A 24344-nucleotide genomic window follows, 5' to 3' on the forward strand; every position below is an offset into this window, starting at 1 on the left:
GTGCCGGAGGAGGGAGGCCCGGGTCAGGAGGCGCGCACCGCCGCCAGCAGCTCGGCCAGCCGGTGCCGGGGGAGGTCGATGAGCCGCTCGGCGAGGTCCTCCCGGCGAGGCGCCAACCGGCGCACCAGCTCCCGCGCCTCCTTCTTGTTGAGGCTGACCCCGTCGGCCGCCCGCCGGCGGATCAGGGCCTCCCGCCACACGTTGTCGACCCGCCCGTGCGCCCTGCGCAGCAGTTGGCGGGCGCACCACTCACCCTCGGCCAACCGCGAACCGGTGCGGTCCGCCGGCCGTGCCGGGTCCTCGGCTGGACCGGCCGGGGTCGCCGCGATCACCGCCTGCCCCCGGCCGGGGACCCCTCGGTGGAAGCGGAGCTGGTACCGCCCCTCGAGCAGGCCCGCGAGCCGTCGCTGCCCTGCCTCGTCCACCACGTCGGGGTGGCCGTCCGGCACCAGCACCGCGACCCGGTCGGCCGAGGCCGCCAGCAGGATCCGGAGCGGGCCGAAGCCCTGGTCGCCGGTGGCGTCGGCGAGGAGCACGCCACCCGGGGGCCCCACCGGCTCGGACCAGTCGACACGGCGTGGCGCGCTGTCGTCGTCGGTCGCGCCCACCAGGTCCCGCAGCCGTGAGGTCCAGTCCGCCGTCCGCTCGGCCGTCCGACCAGCGGCCTCCACCGACTGCGCCCCGTGGGTGTAGATGTTGCTGGGAGCGTCCTGCGGTCGCCGACCCGCTCCGCTGACCGGTCGGCAGACGTACAGGTCGCTGCTGCTACCGATCGCCTGCGCCCCCACGTAGCGGTCGAAGTCGGGCAGGATCGCCTCGAACAGCAGACCGAGCCGCCCGAGCTGGCGCTGCACGGTCAGCCCCAGCCGAGGTGTGCGCGCGCTGTACCCGTAGGCCACGAGCAGCCGGCCGGTCCCGGCGCGGAGTGCCTCGACACCGCGAGCGGCGAACAGGCCGATGCCCTCCTCGGTGTAGGGCGGGTCGGTGAAGACGAGGTCCGCCTGCCGCACCGCGGTGGGCGGGAGCCCGAACCGCAGGTCCGCGTGCAGGCACCGGACGCGCAGGCCACGGCGGGTGGCGATGGTGTCGATGTGCTCGAGGACGCGCTCGTCGAGGTCGACGACGGTGATGGGGAGGTCGGGGCACAGCCCCCCGAGGGCGAGCGAGGTGAGGTCGTGGTCGCCGAGGAACATCACCCTGGCGTCCACGAGGTCATAGGTGTCGCGCAGCCACAGCGCCCGGTTGACCACGCTCGTGGGCGTCGCCGGCACGTGGTCGAGGTGCGGGAGCGGCGGCGGACCGGAGGCGATGTCCTCGGTGGTCGTGGCCACCAGGTCGGCGTGGTCCTCGAAGCCCGGTTGGCGGGGTTCGGAGGGAGGGCGGGACACCCGGCCGAGGAGGGGGCGGTACTGGGCGACGCGGTCCGGGCGGAGCCGGAACTCCTCCTCCTCACCCCGCCGGGAGATCCGGTCCAGGTCGGGGCCGAGCGCCGTCAACAGCTCTTCCACCGTGCGCCGGGGTACCGCCGCCAACCGGACGGCGTCGGCGAGGGAGACGGGCCCCGCCACGATCAGCGCGAGGACGGCGCGGACCCGGTCCCGGTGGATGCCGGCCTCCTGCGACAACCCGGCCACGGCGGCCAGCGCCGTGTCCGTCACGTCGTCCGGGCGTTCGGCGTCGGCGCCGTCCTGCGATGTGGCCACAGTTCTCCCACTCTACGGACGAGCCCCGGTAGGCCACGTGCCCGGTGGCACTTTTGGTCGCCGTGGTGCCCCGTTCCGTCTAGGGTCGAGCGATGACTTCGGCCGGCGAGTGGCCGTGGCGAGAGCTTGGGGGGCTCGGTTGATCGAGTTCCAGTCGGTCACCAAGGCGTTCGACGACGGGACCGTCGCCGTGAACGACCTGGACCTGACGGTGGAGGCGGGCACGATCACGGTCTTCGTCGGACCGTCCGGTTGTGGCAAGACGACGTCCCTGCGCATGGTCAACCGCATGGTGGAGCCCACCTCGGGGCGAGTCCTGGTCGACGGTCGTGACGTCCGGTCGGCGGACCCGGCGTCGCTCCGCAGGGGGATCGGGTACGTCATCCAACACGCGGGACTGTTCCCGCACCGCACGGTGCTGGACAACGTCGCCACCGTGCCCCTGCTGGCCGGGTGGACCCGGAGGCGGGCACGGTCCAGGGCGGCCGAGCTGTTGGAGGTGGTCGGTCTTCCCGAGGAGGTGGGACGCCGCTACCCGGCGCAGCTCTCCGGAGGCCAGCAGCAGCGGGTGGGAGTCGCCAGGGCGTTGGCCGCGGACCCTCCCGTGCTGTTGATGGACGAGCCGTTCAGCGCGGTGGACCCCGTGGTGCGCGAAGGCCTCCAGGACGAGCTGCTGCGGTTGCAGAGCGAACTGGACAAGACCGTCCTGTTCGTCACCCACGACATCGACGAGGCCGTGCGGGTGGGTGAGCGGGTGGCGGTGTTCGCGACGGGCGGCGTGCTCGCCCAGTACTCCGAACCACCGGAGCTGTTGGCGCGGCCGGCGAACGACTTCGTCGCCGACTTCGTCGGTCGGGACCGGGGGTACCGGGGGCTGTCGTTCGTCGCGGGCGCCGCGTTGCGGCCCGACGAGGTGGAGACCGTCACGGTCGGAGCGCCGGGCGTGGTGTCCGGTGACGAGTGGCTGTTGGCCCTCGACGAGGACCGGCGTCCCCGGGGCTGGTTGCGGCCGAGGGCCACCGTGGCGGGTCCGCTCAGCGAACAGGAGCTGGAGCCGGGCGGCTCACTGCACACCCTCGGCCTGCCGCTGCGCGGTGCCCTCGACGCCGCGTTGTCCTCGCCCTCGGGGCGGGGAGTCGTCGTGGACCGCGACGGTCGAGCCGTGGGTGTGGTCACGGCGCACCAGGTGCTCGAACTGCTGTCCACCGAGCGGGCCGCCGCCGACTCCGAGCCGGAGGGCGGACGGTGACCCTGGACGAGCTGGGTCGCTACCTCGGCAGCCCGAGCAACCGCGAGCAGCTCGCCGAGCAGTTCGGCCAGCACGTCTACCTGTCGCTGGTCCCGCTGCTGCTCGGGCTGCTGGTGGCCGTTCCGCTCGGGTGGGGAGCGCAGCGGCTCCCCTCGGTCCGCGCGGTGGTCTTCGGCGGGGCGAGCGTCCTCTACACCGTGCCGTCGCTGGCCCTGTTCGTGGTGATCCCCGGCATCATCGGGACGAGGACCCTGGACAGCATCAACGTGGTGGTGGCGCTCACCCTGTACACGGCCGCCCTGCTGGTCCGGTCCGTGGTGGGAGCGCTGGACGCGGTGCCCGGCCCGGTGACCGCCGCCGCCACCGCGATGGGGTACCGCCCGTTGCGGCGGTTCCTCACCGTCGAGCTGCCCCTGGCCGTGCCCGTGCTCACGGCCGGGGTCCGGGTGGCGTCGGTCAGCAACATCAGCCTGGTCAGCGTTGGCGCGCTCATCGGAACGGGTGGCTTGGGTGTGCTGTTCACCGAGGGCTTCCGCACGCGGTACCTCGCGCCGATCCTGGTCGGGATCGTGCTGACCCTCCTCCTGGCCCTGGTGGTCGACCGGGCGCTGGTCCTGGCGCGGAACCGCCTGACCCCCTGGACGAGGTCGACCCCGGGAGGCGCCCGGTGATCCCGCAGCTCATCGAGTGGTTGACCGACCCGGCGCACTGGCGCGGCCCGGACGGCATTCCGAAACGACTCCTGGAGCACCTCTACTACTGCCTGGTCGCCGCCGGGTTCGCCACGCTCGTCGCCCTGCCCGTCGGCCTCTTCATCGGGCACACCGGGCGGGGCGGGACGCTCCTGGTCGGCGCGGGCAACGCGTTGCGCGCACTGCCGACGCTCGGCCTGGTCACCTTCCTCTACCTGGTCGTCGGGGGCACCCAGACCGCGACGCTCATCGGGCTCGTGGTGCTCGCGGTGCCGCCGATCCTCGCCGGCGCCTACTCGGGTGTGCAACAGGTGGACCGACGGGTGGTGGACGCGGCCGTCGGTGTGGGGATGACCCGCTGGCAACGGCTCTGGCAGGTGGAGGTGCCCAACGCGATGCCGCTGATCCTCGGCGGCATCCGCAACGCCGTGTTGCAGGTGGTGGCGACCGCCGCCGTCGCCGCGTACGTGGGTCTGGGCGGGCTCGGGCGGTACGTGCTCGACGGGATCCGCGCCGTGGACTACCCGAAGGTGCTCGCCGGCGCGCTGCTGGTCGCCCTGTTGGCGATCCTGCTGGACGTGGTGCTCTCCGGGGTGCAGTGGCTCGTGGTGCCAGCCGGGTTGCGAACGGCTGGTGTGGGGGATGTAGGACGACGCCGGCCGAGACGGCCGGCACGACGGGAGGTTCGTGGTGAGACGACGGACACTGGTGGTGGCCGTGTCGACGGCGGCGCTGGCCACGGCCTGCGGAAGCGGTGATCCGCTTTCGGAGGACACCGGGCCGGGCAACGATGGCGGGGGGTCGACGACCATCACGGTCGGGTCGGCGGACTTCGCCGAGAACCAGATCCTGATGGAGATCTATGCCGAGGTCCTGCGGGGAACCGGGGCGGAGGTCAACACCGAGCCCGGCGTCGGCAGCCGGGAGTTCCTGGTCGGTGGTCTGGAGGACGGCTCGTTGACGGTGGTCCCCGAGTACACGGGGAACCTGTTGTACTACGTGGACACCGATGCCGGCGAGACGACACCGGACGACGTGTACGGGGCGCTCGCCGAGCGGCTGCCCGAGGGGCTCGCGGTGCTGGACCAGGCCGAGGCCCAGAACTCGGACGTGCTCACCGTCACGGAGGGCACGGCGGGTCGGTACGGCCTGGAGACGCTGGACGACCTCGGCGAGGTCTGCGGTGAGCTGGTGCTCGGCGCGGCGGGCGAGTGGCGGGACCGCTGGGCGTCGCGCATCCAGGAGCTCTACGGGTGCGAGTTCGCCGAGATCCGCACGACCGATGCGGGCGGTCCGATCACGATCGACAACCTGGACGACGGGACGGTGGACGTCGCGAACCTGTTCACCACCATGCCCGCCATCCAGGAGCACGGTTTCGTGGAGCTGGAGGACACCCGGCAGATGTACCCGGCGCAGAACGTCGTCCCCCTGGTGCGGGACGGGGATCTCAGCGCCGAGCAGCGGGACGCGCTGAACGAGGTGAGCGCGCGCATCAGCACCGACGACCTGACCGAGTTGGCCCGTCGGGTCGAGGTGGACCGGGAGAACTACGTCGACGTGGCACGGGACTTCGTCGAGCGGGTCCTCGGCTGAGCGCCGCCAGGGTGCGGTCCCACGCCGGTGGGGCGTGACCGGGACTGGTCACGCCCCACCGGCCTCGGGAGGAGGCGGTCCCCGGTGTCCCGGGGCGGCGGATCGGCGCGGGTGATCCGCCTGGAGCACCGAGGTGACGTGGCTGTCAGGTCATCCGGTCACCGGGTGGTGCCCGGGTACCGGAGTGGGTCGGGGCGCGTGGCCGCCGCCGGGACCGGGGTCGCCCGGCTCCGCGTCGCCGGGCTGATTGTCCTTGTTTCCGGGGCCACCGGGGTCGGGGGACTCGCCGGGCCGCTCATCGGGGTCCTCCTCGCCCGGAGGGGCGGGAGCCTGGCCCCCCTCATCCGGTCCTTCCGGTCCGGTGCCGCCGTCGCCGGCGTCGCCGCAGGTGGCGGAGGCGATGTCGATGGTCTGGAGGCCGACCACCCGGATGGACAGCGCCGTGACGGTCAGGGTCCCGTCCTCGTTCTCCACCTGCTTGTTCAGCAGCACCTCCGCGATCCCGGGCACCTGGACCCCGGTGTTCGGGCCGACACCGGCCTCCAGCGCGACACCGCCCAGGGAGGCGCCGACGACGGTGGAGGTGCCCTGACCGTTCTCGCATTCGGCGGTGATGACGTCGGCGTTGAGGTCGGCGAGGCCGAGGTCGAGCAGGGACACCTCACCCAACCCCACCCTCAGGTCGGTGACGCTGGCCCTGGCGTGCCCCTCGCCGGCGGCCGCGTTCAACGCCCCGACGCGCACCAGGTCCAACGGGACGCCGACCTCGGCGACCGACCTCTCCTGGTAGCCGGCCGCGCTGTCGAGGTGGGGCAGGGGCTCCACCGTGAGCAGGCCGCGAGCGGACAGGGCGAAGGCCGAACTCGGGGCCTGGTCGGCCTGGGCGGCTGGCGTGAGGACCAGGCCGGCGCTCACCGTCGCGGCGAGGACCCCGAGGGTGGCTGTTCTGCTGGGCACGGTTGGCGTTCCTTTCTGGGGCCTCCGACGTGGCCGGAGGATGGGACGGGATCGGTGCGGGGAGTGCGGGCTCAACGGACCAGGACGACCGTGCCCAGTGGCAGGGTGATCAGCAGGTCGAGGGCGTCGTCGGGAACCCGGACGCAACCGTCGCTGGTCTCGGTTCCGAAGGGTGTCTCGTCAGGCCAGCCGTGGATGGCGACGGTGCCGGGTCCGCCCGCGTAGGTCTGGTGGGTGTCGGAGTGGGCGCCCAACGGCAGGGTGTAGGGGCTGAAGTCGGTGACGGTCTCCTGGATGGAGGCCATCACGAAGGTGCGGCCGGTCGGAGTCGGGGCTTCGGCGCTGCCGACACCGACGGTCCACCGGCCGATCTCCTCCCCTTCCCGGGTGACGGTGAGGGCGAAGTCCGCGAGGTCGACCGTGACGAGGAAGTCGTTGCCCGCCTCCTCGAGGTCGTCGTCGGCGTGGAGCCAGCCCGTGGAGCCGTTCGGCCGGGAGGGCAGCAGGACCTGGAGCCAGTCGCCGGCGCGGTCGACGACGGGCAGCCAGGTCGGCGAACCGAGCTGGCGCTCGGGGAGGCGCGCGACGGGCGCGCCACCTGGTTCCCCGTACACCGGCACCTCGGCGTGGGCTCGGACGACGGTGCCGGTGCCGGGGTCGTGCGGAGCGGGGTCGACGGGGGCGTCGGGGACGTCGCCGAAGGTGCTGGCCTCCGGCAGCCCGGCCAGTTCGGTGTCCGTCACCGCGACGGGACGCACGTCCCCCGGCGCCGGGGTGGGCTGGGCGGGCATGGATTCCGAGGCGGCGCAGCCGGCCAGCACCGCGACCAGGCAGGTGAGCAGGACGGCGAGGACGGGCCGGGGAGGACCGGGGTGCGGGACGGCCGGACCGCCGGGGGCGGGCACGAGCCGGTTGGGCACGGAAGTCCAGGGCAGCGGCATCTCGGGGTTCCTTTCCCGCTGGTGGCAGCGGTGGAGGCGGAGGGGACGGGGAACCGGTCCCACCGGTCGGAACTGGGTGTCGCACGGAGGGCCGGCGCACCGAGAGGTGCGCGGCGGTGCGCTCGGCGCGTGGGGCGGCCCGTGCGGGAGCGGCTCGTCGTGCCGGGGTGCCCGAGGTGGGCTGGGCACGCGCGGTGCGTGGTGGCTACCGGCCACCGGTCCGGTGTCCCTCCGGAGGGGCGCGGTGCCGAGGCGACCCGTCACACCGCCGCTGGATGTCGGGGGTGCCGGGGTGTTCGTGGGGGTGCGGCGTCGTCGGAGGATCGCGCGGTGTACCCGGCGGGCCCGCTGATCGGCGGGCGCCCGTCCTGGGTGTCGCGGTCCTCGGGTGAGGTGTCGCGCGGTTGTCCTCACCGACGACGTGGTGACCCCTCCGCCGCTGTCCCGAACGAGCGGGGCGTCGGCGAGGAGCATCGCGGGCGGCCGACGATCAGGCAAGACCGGAGGCCCGGCGCCACCGGGTTCCCCACCAGGGCATACCGCGCGTTCCCGCTGGTAGATCGACCGCCAGCTTTTCACTCTATGGGGTGAGGTTCTGGGTGCTGTGTCGCCTCGGAGGGATGGTGTGGCGCAGCGTTCCCGGACGCGACGTGTCCGATTGTCGAACTCCTGCTCGAAAGCGTGGGTTACCGACCAACCTGTTCGAGTGGGAGCCGTCACCGTCCGCTCGCGGGTACCCGTCCGGGGAGCCGGTCATGATGGTCCGCTGGACACCTCGGCGGGCCAGGGGCGGAGGACGCCCCTCCCGCGCAAGCGCGAGCACGCGACCGGCGCGGTTCCTCGTCAGTGGGACCCGTCCTCACCGGGTACGAGTCCGACCCCGCCCGGGACCGCCGATCCGCGCGGTCAGCTCCCCGGCGGTGCGGGTCACCGGTTCCGCGAGGTCCGGCCACTCCCGGCCACACTCCTCGACCCCCTCGCACACGTGCCGGAACGTCAGGCTCACCGCCGCCACCGCCCGGCCGGCGTGGTCGAGCACCGGGGCCCCGACCGACGCCCAGGACTCCGTGACGCAGCCGTCCTCCACCGCCCACCCCCGGCGGACCTGCCGGGCCAGCAGAGCGCGGAGCTCGGGCAGGGTTCGCGGCCCCCTCGCGGTACGGCGCACGAAGCTGGCGGCCCGGGGGAACAGGGCCCGGACCTGAGCCGAGGGCAGCCCACCCAGGATCGCCCGGCCGGACGCCGGCAACGTGGCCGGCAACCGCACCTCCTCCCGCGTCACCAGGGTCTGCGGTGTCGGCGGCTGGGCCTTCACCAGGTAGACGACCTCCGCGCCGTGCGGGACGACGAGCTGCGCCGGATGCCCGGTGGCCGCCGCCAACCCGGTCAACAACGGACGGCCGAGCCGTTCCAGGCTGCGCGACGCGGAGTGCGCCGACCCCAGATCGGCCGCCGCCCACCCGAGCCCGTACCGGTGCTCCTCCGGGTAGTGCACCACGAACCCGGCGGCGACGAGCTCGCCCAACAGGTGGTAGGTCGACGAGCGGGGCAGGCCGACCTCCCTGGCGAGGTGAGCGGCCGAAACCGGCGAGGGCCGGCTCCCCAGGGCCCGCAGCAGGGCGAGGCCCCGCCGCAGGGCCGGAACATCGCTGCTGTCCCCCACCCGAGCCTCCCGTCCAGCTCCGCCACCCGGCGGGACCGCCCCGCCCACCACCACCGCACCACCCGGCTCGGACAGCCGGCCCCGGGACCGGCGCGGGCCCGCCCCCTCACGACACCACCTGGTGCGAGTCTGGGATACCAGACGCCTCCCGGCTGGTGTCCGCTTGGCGCCCCGCCCTCATCGCGCTGTGATGGAGGCATGTCAGCCCACGCGATCGCGGTCGGCCCCGGGCCCCTCACCGCCGCCGAGGTACTCGCCGTGGCCCGCGCCGGCGCCCCCGTGCGCCTCACCCCCGAAGCGAGGGACCTCGTCGTCGAGTCCAGGGAACGAGTCCGAGGGCTCGCAGCCGAACCCCGCGCCGTCTACGGCGTGTCCACCGGCTTCGGGGCACTCGCGACCCGCCACATCCCGGCGGACCGACGCGCCGACCTGCAGCGGTCGCTGGTCCGATCCCACGCCGCCGGCACCGGCCCCGTCGTGGAGACCGAGGTGGTCCGCGCCATGATGGCGCTGCGCCTCCGGACGCTGGCGGCCGGCAGGAGCGGGGTGCGACCGGCGACCGTCGACGCGTTGGTCGGAATGCTCAACGCGGGCCTCACCCCCGTCGTGCACGAGTACGGGTCGCTGGGGTGCTCCGGAGATCTCGCCCCGCTCGCCGCCGTCGCGCTGGCGTTGATGGGGGAAGGGGAGATCACCGACACGGAAGGGCGCCGACGCCCCGCCGCCGAAGCCCTCCCCGCCGCGGGGCTCCGGCCCGTCGAACTCGCGGAGAAGGAAGGGCTCGCCCTGACCAACGGCACCGACGGCATGCTGGGCATGCTGGTGCTCGCCGTCGCGGACCTGCGTCGACTGCTCGACATCGCGGACGTGACCGCCGCCATGACCGTCGAAGCCCTCCTGGGCACCGACCGCGTGTTCGCCGACGACCTCCAGCGGCTCCGCCCCCACCCCGGGCAGGCGGTGGCCGCGGCCAGGATGACCGCGCTGCTCGCCGGGTCCGAGATCATGGCCAGCCACCGGGGGCCCGAGTGCCCGGTGGTGCAGGACGCCTACTCGCTCCGCTGCGCGCCACAGGTCCACGGCGCCGCGAGGGACACGCTCGACCACGCCGCTTCCGTCGCCGAACGGGAACTCGCCAGCGTGATCGACAACCCCGTCGTCCTGCCAGGCGGGCGGGTCGAGTCCAACGGCAACTTCCACGGCGCGCCCCTCGCCTACGTGCTGGACTTCCTGGCCATCCCGCTCGCCGACGTCGCCAGCATGGCCGAACGGCGCACCGACCGGATGCTCGACGTGCACCGCTCCCACGGACTACCACCGTTCCTCGCCGTCGACGCCGGCGTGGACTCCGGCCACATGATCGCCCAGTACACCCAGGCCGCCGTCGTCTCCGAGCTGAAACGACTCGCCAGCCCCGCCTCGGTCGACTCCATCCCCAGCTCCGCGATGCAGGAGGACCACGTCTCCCTCGGCTGGTCGGCGGCGCGCAAGCTCCGACGAGCCGTCGACGGACTGACCTCGGTGCTCGCCGTGGAGCTGGTCACCGCCGCGCGGGCCCTCGACCTCCGGGCCCCGCTCCGGCCGGCGGCGGCCACGGGAGCCGTCCGCGACCTGCTCCGCGTGACCGTCCCCCCGCCAGGACCCGACCGGCACCTCGCACCGGAGATCCACGCCGCCGAGGACCTGGTTCGCGGCGGGCAGGTGCTCGACGCCGTCGCCGAACATCTCCCGGACGGACTGGCCACCCACCACGACCACCCCCCGGCGGTGGAGCCCCGACCCCGCTGACCGGCGACCAACCGGGACGGGGACGAGCCAGGCCCCGGCCCCACCAGTCCCAGCACCTCGGAGGCACGAACGCCTCGCGCCTCGCGCCCCCGCCGGACCCGACAGCGCACGACCGCCCACCCTCGCCACCCCGACAACGTGGAGGTCACCGTGAACCCAGGACCACGAGCGGTGCGCGCCGCCCGAGGCACCAACCTGACCGCCAGGAGCTGGAGCACCGAGGCCCCGCTGCGCATGCTGCACAACAACCTCGACCCCGAGGTCGCCGAACGCCCCGAGGACCTCGTCGTCTACGGCGGGACCGGCAGGGCCGCGCGGGACTGGGCCAGCTTCGACGCGATCACCCGCGAACTGACGCGGCTCGACCAGGACGAGACGCTGCTCGTCCAGTCCGGGAAACCCGTCGGCGTCCTCCGCACCCACGAATGGGCTCCGCGGGTGTTGATCGCCAACTCCAACCTCGTCGGGGACTGGGCGACCTGGCCCGAGTTCCGCCGCCTGGAACACCTCGGCCTGACGATGTACGGGCAGATGACCGCCGGGTCCTGGATCTACATCGGCACCCAGGGCATCCTCCAGGGCACCTACGAGACCTTCGCCGCCGTCGCCGCCAAACGCTTCGGCGGCAGCCTCGCCGGGACCCTGACCCTCACCGCGGGGCTGGGTGGCATGGGCGGAGCCCAGCCACTGGCGGTCACGATGAACGGCGGCGTCGCCCTCGTCGTGGAAGTCGACCCGGCCCGGGCCCGCCGCCGGGTCGACACCCGGTACCTCGACGAGGTCGCCGACGACCTCGACGACGCCGTCCACCGGGTGCTCGCGGCGCGCCGGGAACGCCGCCCGCTCTCGGTCGGCCTGGTCGGCAACGCCGCCGAAGTGCTGCCCGAACTGCTGCGCCGCGGCGTGGACGTCGACATCGTCACCGACCAGACCTCCGCCCACGATCCGCTCTCCTACCTGCCCGCCGGCGTCGCCCTGGAGGAATGGACCGACTACGCCAGGGCCAAGCCCGACGAGTTCACCGATCGGGCCAGGGCGTCCATGGCTGAGCACGTGGCGGCCATGGTCGGCTTCCTCGACGCGGGGGCGGAGGTCTTTGACTACGGCAACTCGCTGCGGGGGGAGGCGCGGCTCGGAGGGTACGAACGAGCCTTCGACTTCCCGGGATTCGTCCCCGCCTACATCCGCCCCCTCTTCTGCGAGGGCCGAGGGCCGTTCCGCTGGGCCGCCCTCTCCGGGGACCCCGCCGACATCGCCCGCACCGACCGGGCCGTCCTGGACCTGTTCCCCGACAACGAGCCCCTGGCCCGCTGGCTCCGGCTCGCCGGCGAACGCGTCGCCTTCCAGGGGCTCCCGGCCAGGATCTGCTGGCTGGGACAGGGGGAACGCGCCGAGGCCGGCGCCCTGTTCAACGACCTCGTCGCCACCGGGGAGGTCAGCGCGCCCCTCGTCCTCGGCCGCGACCACCTCGACACCGGCTCGGTGGCCTCCCCCTACCGGGAGACCGAGGGAATGCTCGACGGCTCCGACGCCATCGCGGACTGGCCCCTGCTCAACGCCCTGGTCAACACCGCCTCGGGCGCGACCTGGGTCTCCCTCCACCACGGAGGCGGGGTGGGCATGGGGCGGTCCCTGCACGCGGGCCAGGTCACCGTCGCCGACGGCACGGAACTCGCCGGCCGCAAGCTGGAACGCGTGCTGACCAACGACCCCGCCACCGGTGTGCTCCGCCACGCCGACGCCGGCTACGCCAGGGCCGTCGAGGTGGCCGACCAGGCGTCGCTGCGCGTCCCCGTCCCGCGAGACTGACGGCCCGGCCAACCGCCGGGCGCACCAACTGGTGGACACGGAGGACGGACGGGAACGACGGCTGGATCTTGCCCGTCGGCGACCGTACCGTTCGAGAGGACGGCATGGGAGGGAGCGAGCCATGGCGGAAGGTGCTACCGGCCTGCTGGCCGGGATCGAACGAGTGGGAATGGACCGCAGGCGGGGTGGTTTCTCCCGCCACGGCTTCGACTACGCGGAGATGGAACTGCGCGAGTGGTTCAGTGAACAGGCCGACCGCCGAGGCCTGGACGTCCGCCCCGACCGCAACGGCAACCTGTGGGCCTGGTGGGGACCACCAGGGCCCAACGCCATCGTCACCGGGAGCCACCTCGACTCCGTTCCCGGTGGCGGCGCGTTCGACGGTCCGCTCGGCGTGGCCTCGGCACTGGCGGCGGTGGACCTGCTGCGCGCCCGCGACCACGTACCCCGCCGCCCACTGGCGGTCGTCGTGTTCGCCGAGGAGGAAGGCGGCCGGTTCGGGGTGCCCTGCCTCGGTTCCCGACTGCTCACCGGGGGCATCGTCCCCAAGGACGCCGCCCGGCTGATGGACGGCAACGGCATGACCCTCGCCGAGGCGATGAGCGGTGCGGGCCTCGACCCGCAACGCATCGGTCGCGACGGCGAGGCACTGCGCCACATCGGCTGCTTCGTCGAACTCCACGTCGAACAGGGCCGAGGGCTCGTCGAACTCGACGCCCCGGTCGGACTGGCCACCTCGATCCTGGCCCACGGCCGGTGGCGGCTCACCTTCTTCGGCGAGGGCAACCACGCGGGCGCGACCCCGATGTCCGACCGCCGCGACCCGCTGGTCCCCGCAGCCCGGACCGTGCTGGCCGCGCGCCGCATCGGCGAATCCGTACCCGGCGCCCGCGCCACCGTCGGAAGGCTCAGCCCGAACCCCGGCGGGACCAACGTCATCTCCTCCAGCGCCGACCTCTGGTTGGACGCCAGAGCCGCCGACGACGCCGCCACCCGCGCCGTCGTCGAACAGGTCACCGCCGCCGCCAAGGACGCCGCCGCCGACGAGGGCTGCGAGCTGCTGGTCGTCGAGGAGTCCTACGGCGGCCCCGTCACCTTCGACGAGGGACTCCGCCGAACCCTGTCCGCGACCCTCGGGGACGTTCCCGCGTTGCCGACCGGGGCCGGCCACGACGCCGGGATCCTCGCCGCCGAGGTGCCCACCGCCATGTTGTTCGTCCGCAACCCCACCGGGGTCAGCCACGCACCGGCGGAGCACGCCGAACCCGCCGACTGCGAAGCGGGCGCCAGGGCGCTGGCCACCGTCCTCGGCCACCTGACGAGCACCACCGGGAGAACCCCGTGGTGAGGCGTTGGTGGGCGCCCTACGCGCTCGTCGGCAGCGAACTGCCCAGAGTGGAGTGGGGCGTCCTGTTCGAGGAGGACGACGGCCGCCTCACCAGGGTCGTCCCCGGCGTCGCCGCCCCTCCTGACGCCACCCGGCTGACCGGGCTTGCCGTGCCGGGACTGGCCAACGCCCACTCGCACGCCTTCCACCGCGCCCTCCGGGGCCGCACCCACTTCCAGGGCGGGACGTTCTGGACCTGGCGACGCCAGATGTACTCGCTGGCGGAGCGGTTGGACCCCGACAGCTACCGCCGCCTCGCCCGCCTCGTCTACGCCGAGATGGCCCTCGCGGGGATCACCTCGGTCGGCGAATTCCACTACCTGCACCACGACATCGGCGGCATCCGGTACGACGACCAGAACGCCATGGGGCTCGCCCTGGTCGACGCCGCCCGGGAGGCGGGCCCGCGCATCACCCTCCTCGACACCTGCTACCTCACCGGCGGCATCGACAAACCGTTGGAAGGGGTGCAGCTGCGGTTCGGCGACAACGACGCCCACGGGTGGGCCGTGCGGGCCGCCGACCTGGCCGGTCGACCCGAGACCGCCGCACCCGGAGTCCGGATCGGAGCCGCGATCCACTCCGTCCGCGCCGTCCCGGCCTCCGGCCTCCGCGTGGTCGCCGACTGGGCGACCAGCCACGGGGCCCCGCTGCACGCCCACCTGTCCGAGCAGCGCGCCGAGAACGACATGTGCCGGGCTGCCCACGGCTGCACACCGACGGAGCTGCTGAGCCGGCACGGAGCCCTCGGCCCCGACACCACCCTGGTGCACGCCACCCACCTCAGCGTGCCCGACATCACCGAACTCGGCGCCTCCGGCGCGTCGGTCTGCCTGTGCCCCACCACCGAACAGGACCTGGCGGACGGCATCGGTCCGGGCAGGGCACTCGCCGACGCCTGCGGCACCCCCGCCCTCGGCAGCGACGGGCACTCCGTGATCGACGTCTTCGCCGAGGCCAGGGCCGTGGAACTCCACGAACGTCTGCGAACGGAGACCCGCGGCCACTTCACACCGCAGGAACTGTGGAGCGCCGCGACATCCGCCGGGCACACGGCCCTGGGCTGGCCCGACGCGGGCTGGCTCGACACCGGGGCCCGCGCCGACATCGTCACCCTGGACCTCGACAGCGTGCGGCTGGCCGGCGTCGACCCCTCGGCGGCCATCCACGCCGCCACGGCCTCCGACGTCGTCGACGTCGTCATCGACGGCGAGCAGGTGGTCTCCGCCGGAATCCACCTGCGCGTACCCGACGTCAGCGCCGAGATGAGGGAGGTGATCGGTCAGCTGTGGGGGTGAGCCTGGCCGCGCCCGGACCCGTGCCGGACATGGCGCTCGGGGGCACGCGAGCAGCAGCGACCCCGTGGCTGGCTGGCCAGGACGGAACGGGTGACCGTGCGGAAGGGACGGAGCCGCCATGAGCGCGACGCTGATCACCGGGATCGGCGAACTGACCACCAACGACCCGGACCTGGGCCGCCCCTCGTCGTCGGCGGTCGTACTCGACGCGGACCGCGTCGCCTGGGTCGGGCCCGAGGACACCGCACCCGCGGCCGACCTCCGCGTGGACGTGGAAGGCCGCGCCGTCCTCCCCGGCTGGGTGGACAGCCACACCCACCTCGTCTTCGCCGGGGACCGGACCGCGGAGTTCGAGGCCCGGATGGCCGGGGAGCCCTACCGGGCGGGGGGAATCGCGACCACCGTCGCCGCCACCCGGTCAGCCACCGACGACAGCCTGCGGGACACGCTGCGCCGCCACCTCGCCGAAGCCGCCAGCCAGGGCACCACCTGCGTGGAGACCAAGACCGGCTACGGGCTGACCGTGGCCGACGAGGAACGGGCCGCGCGGATCGCCGCCGAACAGGCCGACGACGTCACCTTCCTCGGCGCGCACCTCGTCCCACCCGGCACCGGGGCGGCGGCCTACCTCGACCTCGTCACCGGACCGATGCTCGAGGCCGTCGCCCCGCACGTCCGCTGGGCCGACGTCTTCTGCGAGACCGGCGCCTTCGACCTCGACCAGTCACGCCGGGTGCTCGCCGCCGCCTCGGCACGCGGCCTCGGCCTGCGGGTCCACGGCAACCAACTGGGCCCCGGGCCAGGAGTGGAGCTCGCCGTCGAGGTGGGAGCGGCCAGCGTCGACCACTGCACCCACCTCAGCGGTGCCGACATCGACGCCCTCGCCGGCTCCGACACCGTCGCCACCCTGCTGCCCGCCTGCGACCTCTCCACCCGGCAACCACCCGCTCCCGCCAGGGAGCTCCTGGACGCCGGGGCGACCGTTGCCTTGGCCTCCAACTGCAACCCGGGGTCGTCCTACACGTCCTCCATGGCGTTCTGCGTGGCCACCGCCGTGCTGCAACTCGGCATGTCGGTCAGCGAGGCAGTGCGAGCGGCCACCTGGGGCGGTGCCAGGGCACTGCGCAGGGAGGCCGGGCCAGGGGCGGTGGGCGTCCTGCGGCCAGGGGCCAGGGCCGACGTGCACGTCCTGGACGCGCCCTCGGCCACCCACCTGGCCTACCGGCCAGGTGTTCCCCTCACCTGGGCCGTGTGGCGGAAGGGGCACCGCATCCGCTGAACGCGGGGGAGCGGCCGCGTGTGCTCCCGAGATCCCGCCGGGTACCAGGTCGCTCAGTCCGCGTCCTCGTCGCCGTCGTCCCGCGCGAGGTAGGTCGCCAGTCGCTCCACGGCATCCTCGAACCGCGGGTTCTCATCGACGAAGGCACGCAGCCTGTCGGCGAGGTAGCCGAAGGACACCTCCTCGTCGCCCCGGCGGTCCTCGAGTTCCTCGATCCCACGGTCGGTGAAGTACATCGCTGCCTCCTGGACAGCCCGCGAAGTGCATCTTCGAGTACGGGTGAACGCACCGGCCTCCAGGGCCGGTCACGTCGACCACTGGCACGGCTCGCGGCACACGGGGTGCGGGTGCGCCCTCGCAAGATACAGCTCCGACCCGGGGGACCGCGGGAAGACCGCCGAAGGGCGCACCGCTGCTCCTGACCCGAGGGAGGAACGCCACCGTTCCCCCAGTCCTCGCGGTTCCCGCGCCGGGGAGAAACGAAGGGGGCGGGCGTCCACGCTGGACACCCGCCCCCCCCGTTCCGCCGGTTCCCTCAGGTGGTCACCGAGGTGATCAGTTCCTGGATCCGCCCGGCCATCCGAGTCCGGTCGGTGGGGGCCATGGCGAACCAGGGCCTTCCCTGACCGTCGGGCTTGTGCTGCAACAGGTACCGGCCGATGGAGGTGTCCAACACGTCGACCCGGTAGGCCGACCGGGTGGTCTTGCCCGCCAGCCGGTTGAAGGAGCGCGTGCTGAACTCCCCGTACCGGAGGCGTTCGCTGGTCAGGACCTCGGCGATGAACTCCGCCTCCCCGGGACGCATCCCGTGGGAGGTCAGGGAGGCGCGAAGCCCGCCAGGTCCGGGGGACGCGTTCGCCGTCGCCTTCTCGATCAGATCCGAGGGGCAGCTCACCGACTGCCCCTTGCCCGGGCGGTGCTCGGGAAGGAGGCTCGCCGCCACGTGCGCAAGACCGGTGGGGCGTACCGCCTCCAGCACCAGCTCCTTCTCCTCGCGGGGAGCGTTCTCGGGGCCGGACTGCATGGCCAGCACCGCGAAATCACCGCTCGCCGCGATCACCGCGTCGATGCCGTTCTCCCGGTCGGTTTGGAGCAGTGCCCAGACCGCGAGTGGTGGCCGGGCGAGGATCTGGAACGCGTCCTCCAGGAACGGGTCGAGGTCACCGTGCCGGACCAGGCCCCGGGCCTCCAACTCCTGCCACGCTCGTTGGTGCAGCATCCTGCGTTCGTCCTCGGTGGACCCGAAGCCGACCGTTTTCAATGCCGCGGGGAGCGTGGCCCGGAGCCTGGTCTGGATCACGTCGACGGCGATCGCCGGTAGCGTGATGCGCCCTCGTGGTGACACGGTCACCGTCCGGTCGGAGGTTGGTCGCCGAGCACGGAGGGCGCGACCAGGCGGCCGTCACCGAAGACGTCGTCGGTCTCGAGCAGGTAGTCGGCGCGCTTGTGCTCGCCGTCGTCCTCGCCCTGTCCGCCGCGGCCTCGGGCACCGCCGCCGGCCATGCCGCCTCCGCCGCCGGCCGCGCCACCGCCCATGCCAGCGCCACCGCCCATGCCGCCGCCGGCGCCGCCCATACCGCCGCCGGCCATACCGCCGGGGCCACCGGGTGTGGAGCCGGGGCCGAAGCCGCCACCGCCGGGGCCGAAGCCGCCGGCACCGGGGCCGAAGCCACCGCCGGGGCCGAAGCCGCCGCCGGGGAGCCTGCCGCCGAACCCGCCGCCGGGCCCGCCCGGGAGGCGCCCGCTGCCGGGCCCGCCGGGGCCGCCGCCCCCTGGCGGCCTCCCGCCGGGCGGCATGCCGCCGGGGGGCATCCCGCCGGGGGGCATACCGCCCCACCCGCCGCCGGGGCCGCCGCCGGGGAGGGGGCCGGCGCCGGGGGGCAGGTTGCCGCCGGGGAACTGCCCGCCGGGGCTGGGGGCGACGAGGTCGGGGCGGACCGCGCCGGGTCCGTCTCCGATGGGGGTGACGGGTGCTCCGGGGTTGGGCGCGGACGGGCTGGGGGGCGTGTAACCGCCGCCACCGCCCCCTCCGCCGGTGCCGTTCCAGTTCATCCCGCCACCGGGAGTGCCGCCACCGTAGCCGCCGCCCCCTCCGCCGCCGCTACCGCCGACACTGGGCACCGACGGAGCGCCACCGGGGATCCCGTTCCCGATGGACTCGGGGTTGGTGGTGCCCTTGGCGGAGTAGGTGGTGCTGGGGACCTCCTCGAAGGAGGGGACGGACATCAGAACGTTGTTGGTCTCGTTCTGGTAGGTCTGCATGACCTCGCGGGCGGCCTCGTTCTCCGCTTCGTAGGCCTCCATGCGGTCACCGTGCCCGGTCCAGCTGGAGGGGAGGATGACCTCGAACCCCTCCTTCTTGGGCTCATCCTGTCCCTCGGGGATGTTCAGGACGGCGGAGGTGCGGTGCGTTCCCTGCGTGGAGATGCCCTGGCCGATCGCGCGTGCCTGGTCCTTCGCCTGCTCCGTGTAGGTGACCAGCGGCAGGGTCGCGGCACGAGAGTTCTCCGCAGCTTCGCCCTGGTGAGCGTCGGCCGCGCGGGTCATCGAACCCTTGATGTACTCCGCGAGGTCCCCGAAGGTCGTGCCGATGTTCTGCCAGGAGATGGAAGCTTCCGACTGGTCGCCGCCGTGGCCTTCACCGTTGATCTCGGTATGCAGCTGCTTCGCGGTCTTCCCGCCGAAATACTCACATGTGGTCTCGAGGTGCATGCCTACTGCTCCTGTGCTGCGGGAGGAAGCTCGTTCATAATTGCCTGGGCAACCTCGGTTGCGATCTGACATGCGTCGTCAGTCGGACCGGTCAGTGCATCGACCAGAAGCACCTGGTCATCGGCGATGCCCACGAAGAGTGGACACCGCGCCGAATCTTCGACGTCGTTAGTGTGTACTGCTGGGTATTCGCCGACCGTCCGAGGCTCGAACACGACGTAGTTTGAGTAGTTCGCGTACACAGTTGATAGGCCCTCGGGGACCGAGGACGCATTCAGGGTGACGGAGCCGACGTCGTTGCTAAGCCATCGGCACATGTCGAGGGGTGCCTCGTCAAGCGAGTGGTTCGGACGTAGTTCTTTGGAGTCGGGGTCGTAACCAGCGCTGGTTGCGGCACCGTCGGACATTAGCTCACATGGTTCGAGTCCGGCGGCGTCAACGGGTGCCGAGACCGGCGGCGCAAGCTGACTTTGATTTTCGTCCGACCCTGCCGTTTCTCCCGGGGTGCTACTTACAACCGAAGTCTCCTCAGCGCTGCTCGTACTGTCCTCAGTGCTAACGTCCGCACATGCTGTGAGGAGCAGAGCGAGAGGAGCCATAAGCCCAAGTACGATCTTTAGGTGACGGGACGTCATGATGCGCTTGGCTCCTTGCTCAGATCGGGATGTAGCCACCCGCTGCTGCGCGGGCCCGATTGGCTGCAGCAGCAATCTCCTGGTAGGTGGGGGAGTTCTTGAACGACGTGATATCGCCCTCGTATTGGGGCAATGTAGCGGTGTCTTCGAGATTGAGGTACTCGGCCAACATCGATTCGAAGTGATGGATCGTCTGCATGAGCTCGTCCCGCAGCTGCATTGCGGTGCGGCCGAGGGAGCCGGATTGAGGCGAAGCTGCGAGTTCCCTGAACTGGTCCCCTGCGTTCAAGCTGACCGCGTCGTCCCCCCGCGAGGGCTTGTCCATGCCCATCCGAGTAGCGACCGTCTGCAGGTCCAGCACGCAATCCAGAGCTTCCTTGAGTTCCGCGATGGCCCGAGGCAGGGCCTCGGGGTCCACTTCGTAGCTGCCGCTCACGGCGGTTCCTCCCCAGGAGATCTTCAACCAACAGCACACTGTGCGGGCGCCCGAGGCTGCTCGGGCCTCGCTGGCCCGCACGCCCCCTCGCGTCAGACCCTCGGCGACACCGCCGGGTCAAACAGCACCGTAGCAGCGTCACCGGTCCCGACAGGGGGAAACCGACCAAGCTGCCGCAGTCCTGCGGGAGGACCCGGGCGGAGCCTCCGCAGGATGTATGACGCCCGTGGAGGCCCTTGGGTTCCCGTGTGCGAAGGGCACGATCAGGTAACGGGCCTTCGGGGTGGAGCGGGGTCTGTTATCGCGGGTGGGGCCACGCCCCGGAGCCACTGATGGGGACGGGCGGTCGGATCGTGTGATCCGACCGCCCGTCCCGGTCACTCAGCAGTGCCCGTCAGCGAGTCAGTCGCCGAAGGCCGAGGCCATGATCTCGGCCTGCTCGACCTCGTGCACCTTCGGCGACCCCGAGGACGGGGCGGCCATGGCCCGCCGCGACACGCGCCGCAGGCCCCGGAGGCGCTCGGGCAGCAGGTCCGGGAGGTGCAGGCCCAGGAACGGCCACGCGCCCTGGTTAGCCGGTTCCTCCTGCACCCAACGGACGTCGGTGGCGTTCGGGTAACGCTCCAGCATCGCCGCCAGCTTCCGCTTGGGCACCGGGTAGAACTGCTCAAGACGCACGATCGCCGTGTCGTCCACTCCGCGCTTGACCCGCTCGTTGTGCAGCTCGTAGGAGATCTTCCCGCTGCACAGCAGCAGCCTGCGGACCGCGTTCGGGTCGCTCACCGTCGGGTCGTCCAGCACCGACTGGAACTTCCCGCCGGTGAAGTCGGACACGGGGCTGACCGCGGCCTTGAGCCGCAGCAGCTGCTTGGGGGTGAACACCACCAGGGGGCGGTTCACGCCGTCGAGGGCGTGCCGACGCAGCAGGTGGAAGTAGTTCGCGGGTGTCGACGGCATCGACACCGTCATCGACCCCTCCGCGCACAGTTGCAGGAACCGCTCGATGCGACCCGAGGTGTGGTCCGGCCCCTGGCCCTCATGGCCGTGGGGGAGCAGCAGCACGACGTCGGCGCGCTGGCCCCACTTGGCCTCACCGGAGGAGATGAACTCGTCGATGATGGACTGCGCGCCGTTGACGAAGTCACCGAACTGGGCCTCCCAGAGCACGAGGGCGTCCGGGTTGGCCACGGAGTAGCCGTACTCGAAGCCGAGCGCGGCGAACTCCGACAGCGCCGAGTCGTACACCATGAAGCGCCCCTGGTCCTCGGCGAGGTTCTGGAGCGGCGTGTACTCGTTGCCGGTCTTCCGGTCGATCACGACGGCGTGCCGCTGCACGAAGGTGCCGCGCCGGGAGTCCTGCCCGGCGAGCCGGACGTCGCGACCCTCGATCGTCAGCGAGCCGAACGCGAGCAGTTCGGCGAAGGCCCAGTCGACGTTGCCCTCGCGGCTCATCTTCTCCCGCCGCTCCAACACCGGCTTGACGCGGGGGTGCGGTGTGAAGCCGTCGGGCAGGTTGACGTGGGCGTCGGCGATCCGGCGGACGACCTCCTCCGGCACACCGGTGTCGAGCTTGGTCGGCACGACCTGCTCGGACTCCACGGAGGGGCTGGGCGCCGGTGGGTGCTTCTCCAGCTCACGCACCTCGTTGAAGACGTACTCGAGCTGGCTGGCGTAGTCCCGCAGGGCCTTCTCGGCGTCCTCGACGGAGATGTCGCCCCGGCCGATCAGGGACTCCGTGTAGGTCTTGCGGACGCTGCGCATGGTGTCGATGACGTCGTACATCTTCGGCTGGGTCATCGACGGGTCGTCGCCCTCGTTGTGCCCGCGCCGGCGGTAGCAGAGCATGTCGATGACGACGTCCTTGCCGAAGGCCTGCCGGTACTCGACGGCGAGCCGGGCGACCCAGACGCACGCCTCGGGGTCGTCACCGTTGACGTGGAAGACCGGTGCGCCGATCATCTTGGCGACGTCGGTGGAGTACTTGCTCGACCGCGAGTGCTCCGGGGCGGTGGTGAACCCGACCTGGTTGTTGATGATGAGGTGCACGGTGCCGCCGGTGCGGTAGCCGCGCAGCAGCGACAGGTTCAGCGTCTCGGCCACCACACCCTGGCCGGCGAACGCGGCGTCGCCGTGCAGCAGTACGGGCAGCACGGTGAAGCCCTGCTCGCCCTTGTCGATGCGGTCCTGCTTCGCCCGGACGATGCCCTCGAGCACCGGGTTGACCGCTTCCAGGTGGGAGGGGTTGGAGGTGAGGGACACGGTGGTCTCACCGTCGCCGAACATCCGGAAGTACTTGCCCTCGGCGCCGAGGTGGTACTTCACGTCACCGGAACCGTGGGCCTGCCCCGGGTCGAGGTTGCCCTCGAACTCCCGGAAGATCTGGGCGATGGGCTTGCCGACGACGTTGGCCAGCACGTTGAGCCGGCCTCGGTGCGGCATGCCGATGACGACCTCGTCCAGCTCGTGCTCGGCGGCCGTGTCCAGGACCGTGTCCAGCAGCGGGATGGTCGTCTCGCTGCCCTCCAGCGAGAACCGCTTCTGCCCGACGTACTTGGTCTGCAGGAACGTCTCGAACGCCTCGGCGGCGTTGAGCTTGGACAGGATGTACTTCTGCTCGGCGGGGTCCGGCTTGGTGTGGGGGACCTCGACGCGCTTCTCCAGCCAGTCGCGCTCGTCGGGCTCCAGGATGTGCATGTACTCCACGCCGACGGTGCGGCAGTAGGAGTCGCGCAGCACGCCGAGGACGTCCCGCAGCTTCATCCGCTCCTTGCCGGCGAAGCCGCCGACGGCGAACTCCCGGTCCAGGTCCCACAGCGTGAGCCCGTGGGACAGGATGTCCAGGTCGGGGTGCTTGCGTTGCCGGTAGTTCAACGGATCCGTGTTGGCCATCAGGTGGCCGCGCGTCCGGTAGGCGTGGATCAGTTCCAGCACCCGGGCCGTCTTGTCGACCGAGCCTTCCGGGATGTCGCTGACCCAGCGGACCGGCTCGTAGGGCAGTCGGAGCGCGGTGAAGATGTCGTCGTAGAAGCCGTCCTCGCCCAGCAGCAGCTGGTGCACCCGGCGCAGGAAGTCCCCGGACTCGGCGCCCTGGATGATCCGGTGGTCGTAGGTGGAGGTCAGCGTGATGATCTTGCCGATGCCCAGGTCGACGAGGGCCTTGCTGCTGCTGCCCTGGAACTCCGCCGGGTACTCCATGGCGCCCACCCCGATGATGGCGCCCTGTCCGGCGGTGAGTCGGGGCACCGAGTGGTTGGTGCCGATCGTGCCCGGGTTGGTCAGCGAGATCGTGGTCCCGGCGAAGTCATCAGCCTTGAGCGAGCCGGTCCGGGCCTTGCGGATCAGTTCCTCGTAGGCCTGCCAGAACTGGAGGAAGTTCGTGCCCTCGCAGTTCTTGATCGACGCGACCACGAGGGAGCGGGAGCCGTCCTTGCCGGGCAGGTCGATCGCCAGGCCCAGGTTCACGTGCTCCGGCGTCACCACGTGCGGCTTGCCGTCGATCTCGGCGAAGTAGCGGTTCATGTTCGGGAAGCTCTCGAGCGCCCGAACGAGCGCGTACCCGATCAGGTGGGTGAAGGAGACCTTGCCGCCACGGGACCGCTTCAGGTGGTTGTTGATGACGATGCGGTTGTCCGCGAGCAGCTTCGCCGGCACGGCTCGCACGCTGGTGGCGGTGGGCACCGTCAGCGACTGCTGCATGTTCTTGGCGATCGCGGCGGCGGCGCCCCGCAGCGTCCTGCGCTCCTCCTCCTTCTTCGCGGGCTTCGCGGGAGCGGCGCTCGCCGCGTCCTTCGGGGAGGGCTTCGCGGCCGGACGGGCCGTGCTCCTGGCGGGGGCGGCCGACCCGGCCGCGTCGTTGCTGCTCTTCGTGGTCTGCTGCACTGTCTTCTTGCCGTTGCGTGGGTGGTCGCCGCTGGCGCCAGCGGTGGCGGAGCCACCCTTGGGTGCCGGGGCGGCGCTGGAGTTCTTGCTGGTCAGCGTGCTCGACGTGCCGTCGGTCGTCCCTGTTTCGCCCTGGGCGCCGCTGTTCTGCGTTGGCTTGTAGTCGGCGAAGAAATCGTGCCAGGCGGGGTCAACTGATGACGGGTTGGTGAGGAACTGCTCGTACATCTCCTCGACCAACCACTCGTTAGGGCCGAACTGTGACGCAGGACTGCTGCTGGACACGGCTCCCGTTCGCCTCGATCCATCTGCTCGGGGTT

19 protein-coding genes are annotated in these 24344 nt (G+C 72.2%); 9 read left to right on the forward strand and 10 right to left on the reverse strand.

The features are described 5' to 3' along the window. Window positions 1–23: 23 nt before the first annotated feature. Window positions 24–1703, reverse strand: coding sequence for a bis-aminopropyl spermidine synthase family protein (locus G443_RS20150; RefSeq protein WP_245588849.1), 1680 nt, complete (start codon window positions 1701–1703; stop codon window positions 24–26). Window positions 1704–1842: 139 nt separating this feature from the next. On the opposite strand from G443_RS20150, the gene G443_RS20155 reads away from it, so the two are divergent. The 4 genes from G443_RS20155 to G443_RS20170 are packed head-to-tail and all read left to right on the forward strand — an operon-like array spanning window position 1843 to window position 5240. Next, complete coding sequence (locus G443_RS20155) at window positions 1843–2952, forward strand: ABC transporter ATP-binding protein (RefSeq protein WP_026419270.1); 1110 nt, start codon at window positions 1843–1845, stop codon at window positions 2950–2952. Beyond that, complete coding sequence (locus tag G443_RS20160; RefSeq protein WP_103056045.1) at window positions 2949–3623, forward strand: ABC transporter permease; 675 nt, start codon at window positions 2949–2951, stop codon at window positions 3621–3623. The genes G443_RS20155 and G443_RS20160 overlap by 4 nt, the downstream gene beginning before the upstream one ends. Beyond that, the gene (locus tag G443_RS20165) at window positions 3620–4402 is read left to right on the forward strand and encodes an ABC transporter permease (protein ID WP_245588848.1); all 783 of its coding nucleotides are present in this window, start codon (window positions 3620–3622) and stop codon (window positions 4400–4402) included. Before G443_RS20160 ends, G443_RS20165 begins: the two co-directional genes overlap by 4 nt. Continuing rightward, entirely contained in the window at window positions 4335–5240 is a 906-nt protein-coding gene (locus tag G443_RS20170) for an ABC transporter substrate-binding protein (RefSeq protein ID WP_245588847.1), read from the forward strand. The genes G443_RS20165 and G443_RS20170 overlap by 68 nt, the downstream gene beginning before the upstream one ends. A 150-nt stretch (window positions 5241–5390) precedes the next feature. Here the strand turns inward: G443_RS20170 and G443_RS20175 are convergent, their stop codons facing one another. The 3 genes from G443_RS20175 to G443_RS20185 all read right to left on the reverse strand — a co-directional run bounded on the left by G443_RS20175 (window position 5391) and on the right by G443_RS20185 (window position 8801). After that, window positions 5391–6197, reverse strand: a complete 807-nt coding sequence (locus tag G443_RS20175; protein WP_030105025.1) for a choice-of-anchor P family protein — start codon at window positions 6195–6197, stop codon at window positions 5391–5393. Between the two features lie 71 nt (window positions 6198–6268). Then, the gene (gene ldt-CoaP / locus G443_RS20180) at window positions 6269–7138 is read right to left on the reverse strand and encodes a L,D-transpeptidase (RefSeq protein ID WP_155886185.1); all 870 of its coding nucleotides are present in this window, start codon (window positions 7136–7138) and stop codon (window positions 6269–6271) included. 859 nt (window positions 7139–7997) lie between these two features. Further along, entirely contained in the window at window positions 7998–8801 is an 804-nt protein-coding gene (locus G443_RS20185) for an IclR family transcriptional regulator (RefSeq protein WP_026419266.1), read from the reverse strand. A gap of 198 nt (window positions 8802–8999) precedes the next feature. On the opposite strand from G443_RS20185, the gene hutH reads away from it, so the two are divergent. The 5 genes from hutH to hutI all read left to right on the forward strand — a co-directional run bounded on the left by hutH (window position 9000) and on the right by hutI (window position 16362). Beyond that, window positions 9000–10589, forward strand: a complete 1590-nt coding sequence (gene hutH, locus G443_RS20190) for a histidine ammonia-lyase (protein ID WP_026419265.1) — start codon at window positions 9000–9002, stop codon at window positions 10587–10589. 150 nt (window positions 10590–10739) lie between these two features. Beyond that, on the forward strand, window positions 10740–12398 hold the full coding sequence (gene hutU / locus G443_RS20195; RefSeq protein WP_035292531.1) for a urocanate hydratase: 1659 nt from the start codon (window positions 10740–10742) through the stop codon (window positions 12396–12398). Between the two features lie 121 nt (window positions 12399–12519). Then, a complete protein-coding gene (locus G443_RS20200; protein ID WP_030105032.1) occupies window positions 12520–13746 on the forward strand; it encodes an allantoate amidohydrolase in 1227 nt (408 codons plus the stop codon). After that, on the forward strand, window positions 13743–15083 hold the full coding sequence (locus G443_RS20205; protein WP_026419262.1) for a formimidoylglutamate deiminase: 1341 nt from the start codon (window positions 13743–13745) through the stop codon (window positions 15081–15083). Before G443_RS20200 ends, G443_RS20205 begins: the two co-directional genes overlap by 4 nt. Window positions 15084–15201: 118 nt before the next feature. After that, entirely contained in the window at window positions 15202–16362 is a 1161-nt protein-coding gene (hutI, locus tag G443_RS20210) for an imidazolonepropionase (protein ID WP_026419261.1), read from the forward strand. 53 nt (window positions 16363–16415) lie between these two features. Here the strand turns inward: hutI and G443_RS20215 are convergent, their stop codons facing one another. The 6 genes from G443_RS20215 to G443_RS20240 form a co-directional block, all read right to left on the reverse strand. Continuing rightward, on the reverse strand, window positions 16416–16598 hold the full coding sequence (locus G443_RS20215; protein WP_026419260.1) for a DUF6104 family protein: 183 nt from the start codon (window positions 16596–16598) through the stop codon (window positions 16416–16418). Window positions 16599–16897: 299 nt separating this feature from the next. Further along, window positions 16898–17713 carry an ESX secretion-associated protein EspG gene (locus G443_RS20220; RefSeq protein WP_026419259.1) on the reverse strand — a complete coding sequence of 272 codons (816 nt, stop codon included), beginning with the start codon at window positions 17711–17713 and terminating at the stop codon, window positions 16898–16900. Beyond that, a complete protein-coding gene (locus G443_RS20225; RefSeq protein WP_253860254.1) occupies window positions 17710–19074 on the reverse strand; it encodes a hypothetical protein in 1365 nt (454 codons plus the stop codon). The genes G443_RS20220 and G443_RS20225 overlap by 4 nt, the downstream gene beginning before the upstream one ends. A gap of 2 nt (window positions 19075–19076) precedes the next feature. Then, window positions 19077–19709 (reverse strand): DUF3558 domain-containing protein, encoded by a 633-nt coding sequence (locus tag G443_RS20230; protein ID WP_081715479.1) that lies wholly within the window; start codon window positions 19707–19709, stop codon window positions 19077–19079. Between the two features lie 19 nt (window positions 19710–19728). After that, window positions 19729–20145 carry a hypothetical protein gene (locus tag G443_RS20235; protein WP_026419118.1) on the reverse strand — a complete coding sequence of 139 codons (417 nt, stop codon included), beginning with the start codon at window positions 20143–20145 and terminating at the stop codon, window positions 19729–19731. Between the two features lie 402 nt (window positions 20146–20547). Next, window positions 20548–24309 (reverse strand): multifunctional oxoglutarate decarboxylase/oxoglutarate dehydrogenase thiamine pyrophosphate-binding subunit/dihydrolipoyllysine-residue succinyltransferase subunit, encoded by a 3762-nt coding sequence (locus tag G443_RS20240; RefSeq protein ID WP_081715478.1) that lies wholly within the window; start codon window positions 24307–24309, stop codon window positions 20548–20550. Between the last annotated feature and the right edge of the window lie 35 nt (window positions 24310–24344).

Origin of the sequence: Actinoalloteichus caeruleus DSM 43889, assembly GCF_000429185.2 — a bacterium.
Lineage (GTDB): Bacteria > Actinomycetota > Actinomycetes > Mycobacteriales > Pseudonocardiaceae > Actinoalloteichus_B > Actinoalloteichus_B caeruleus.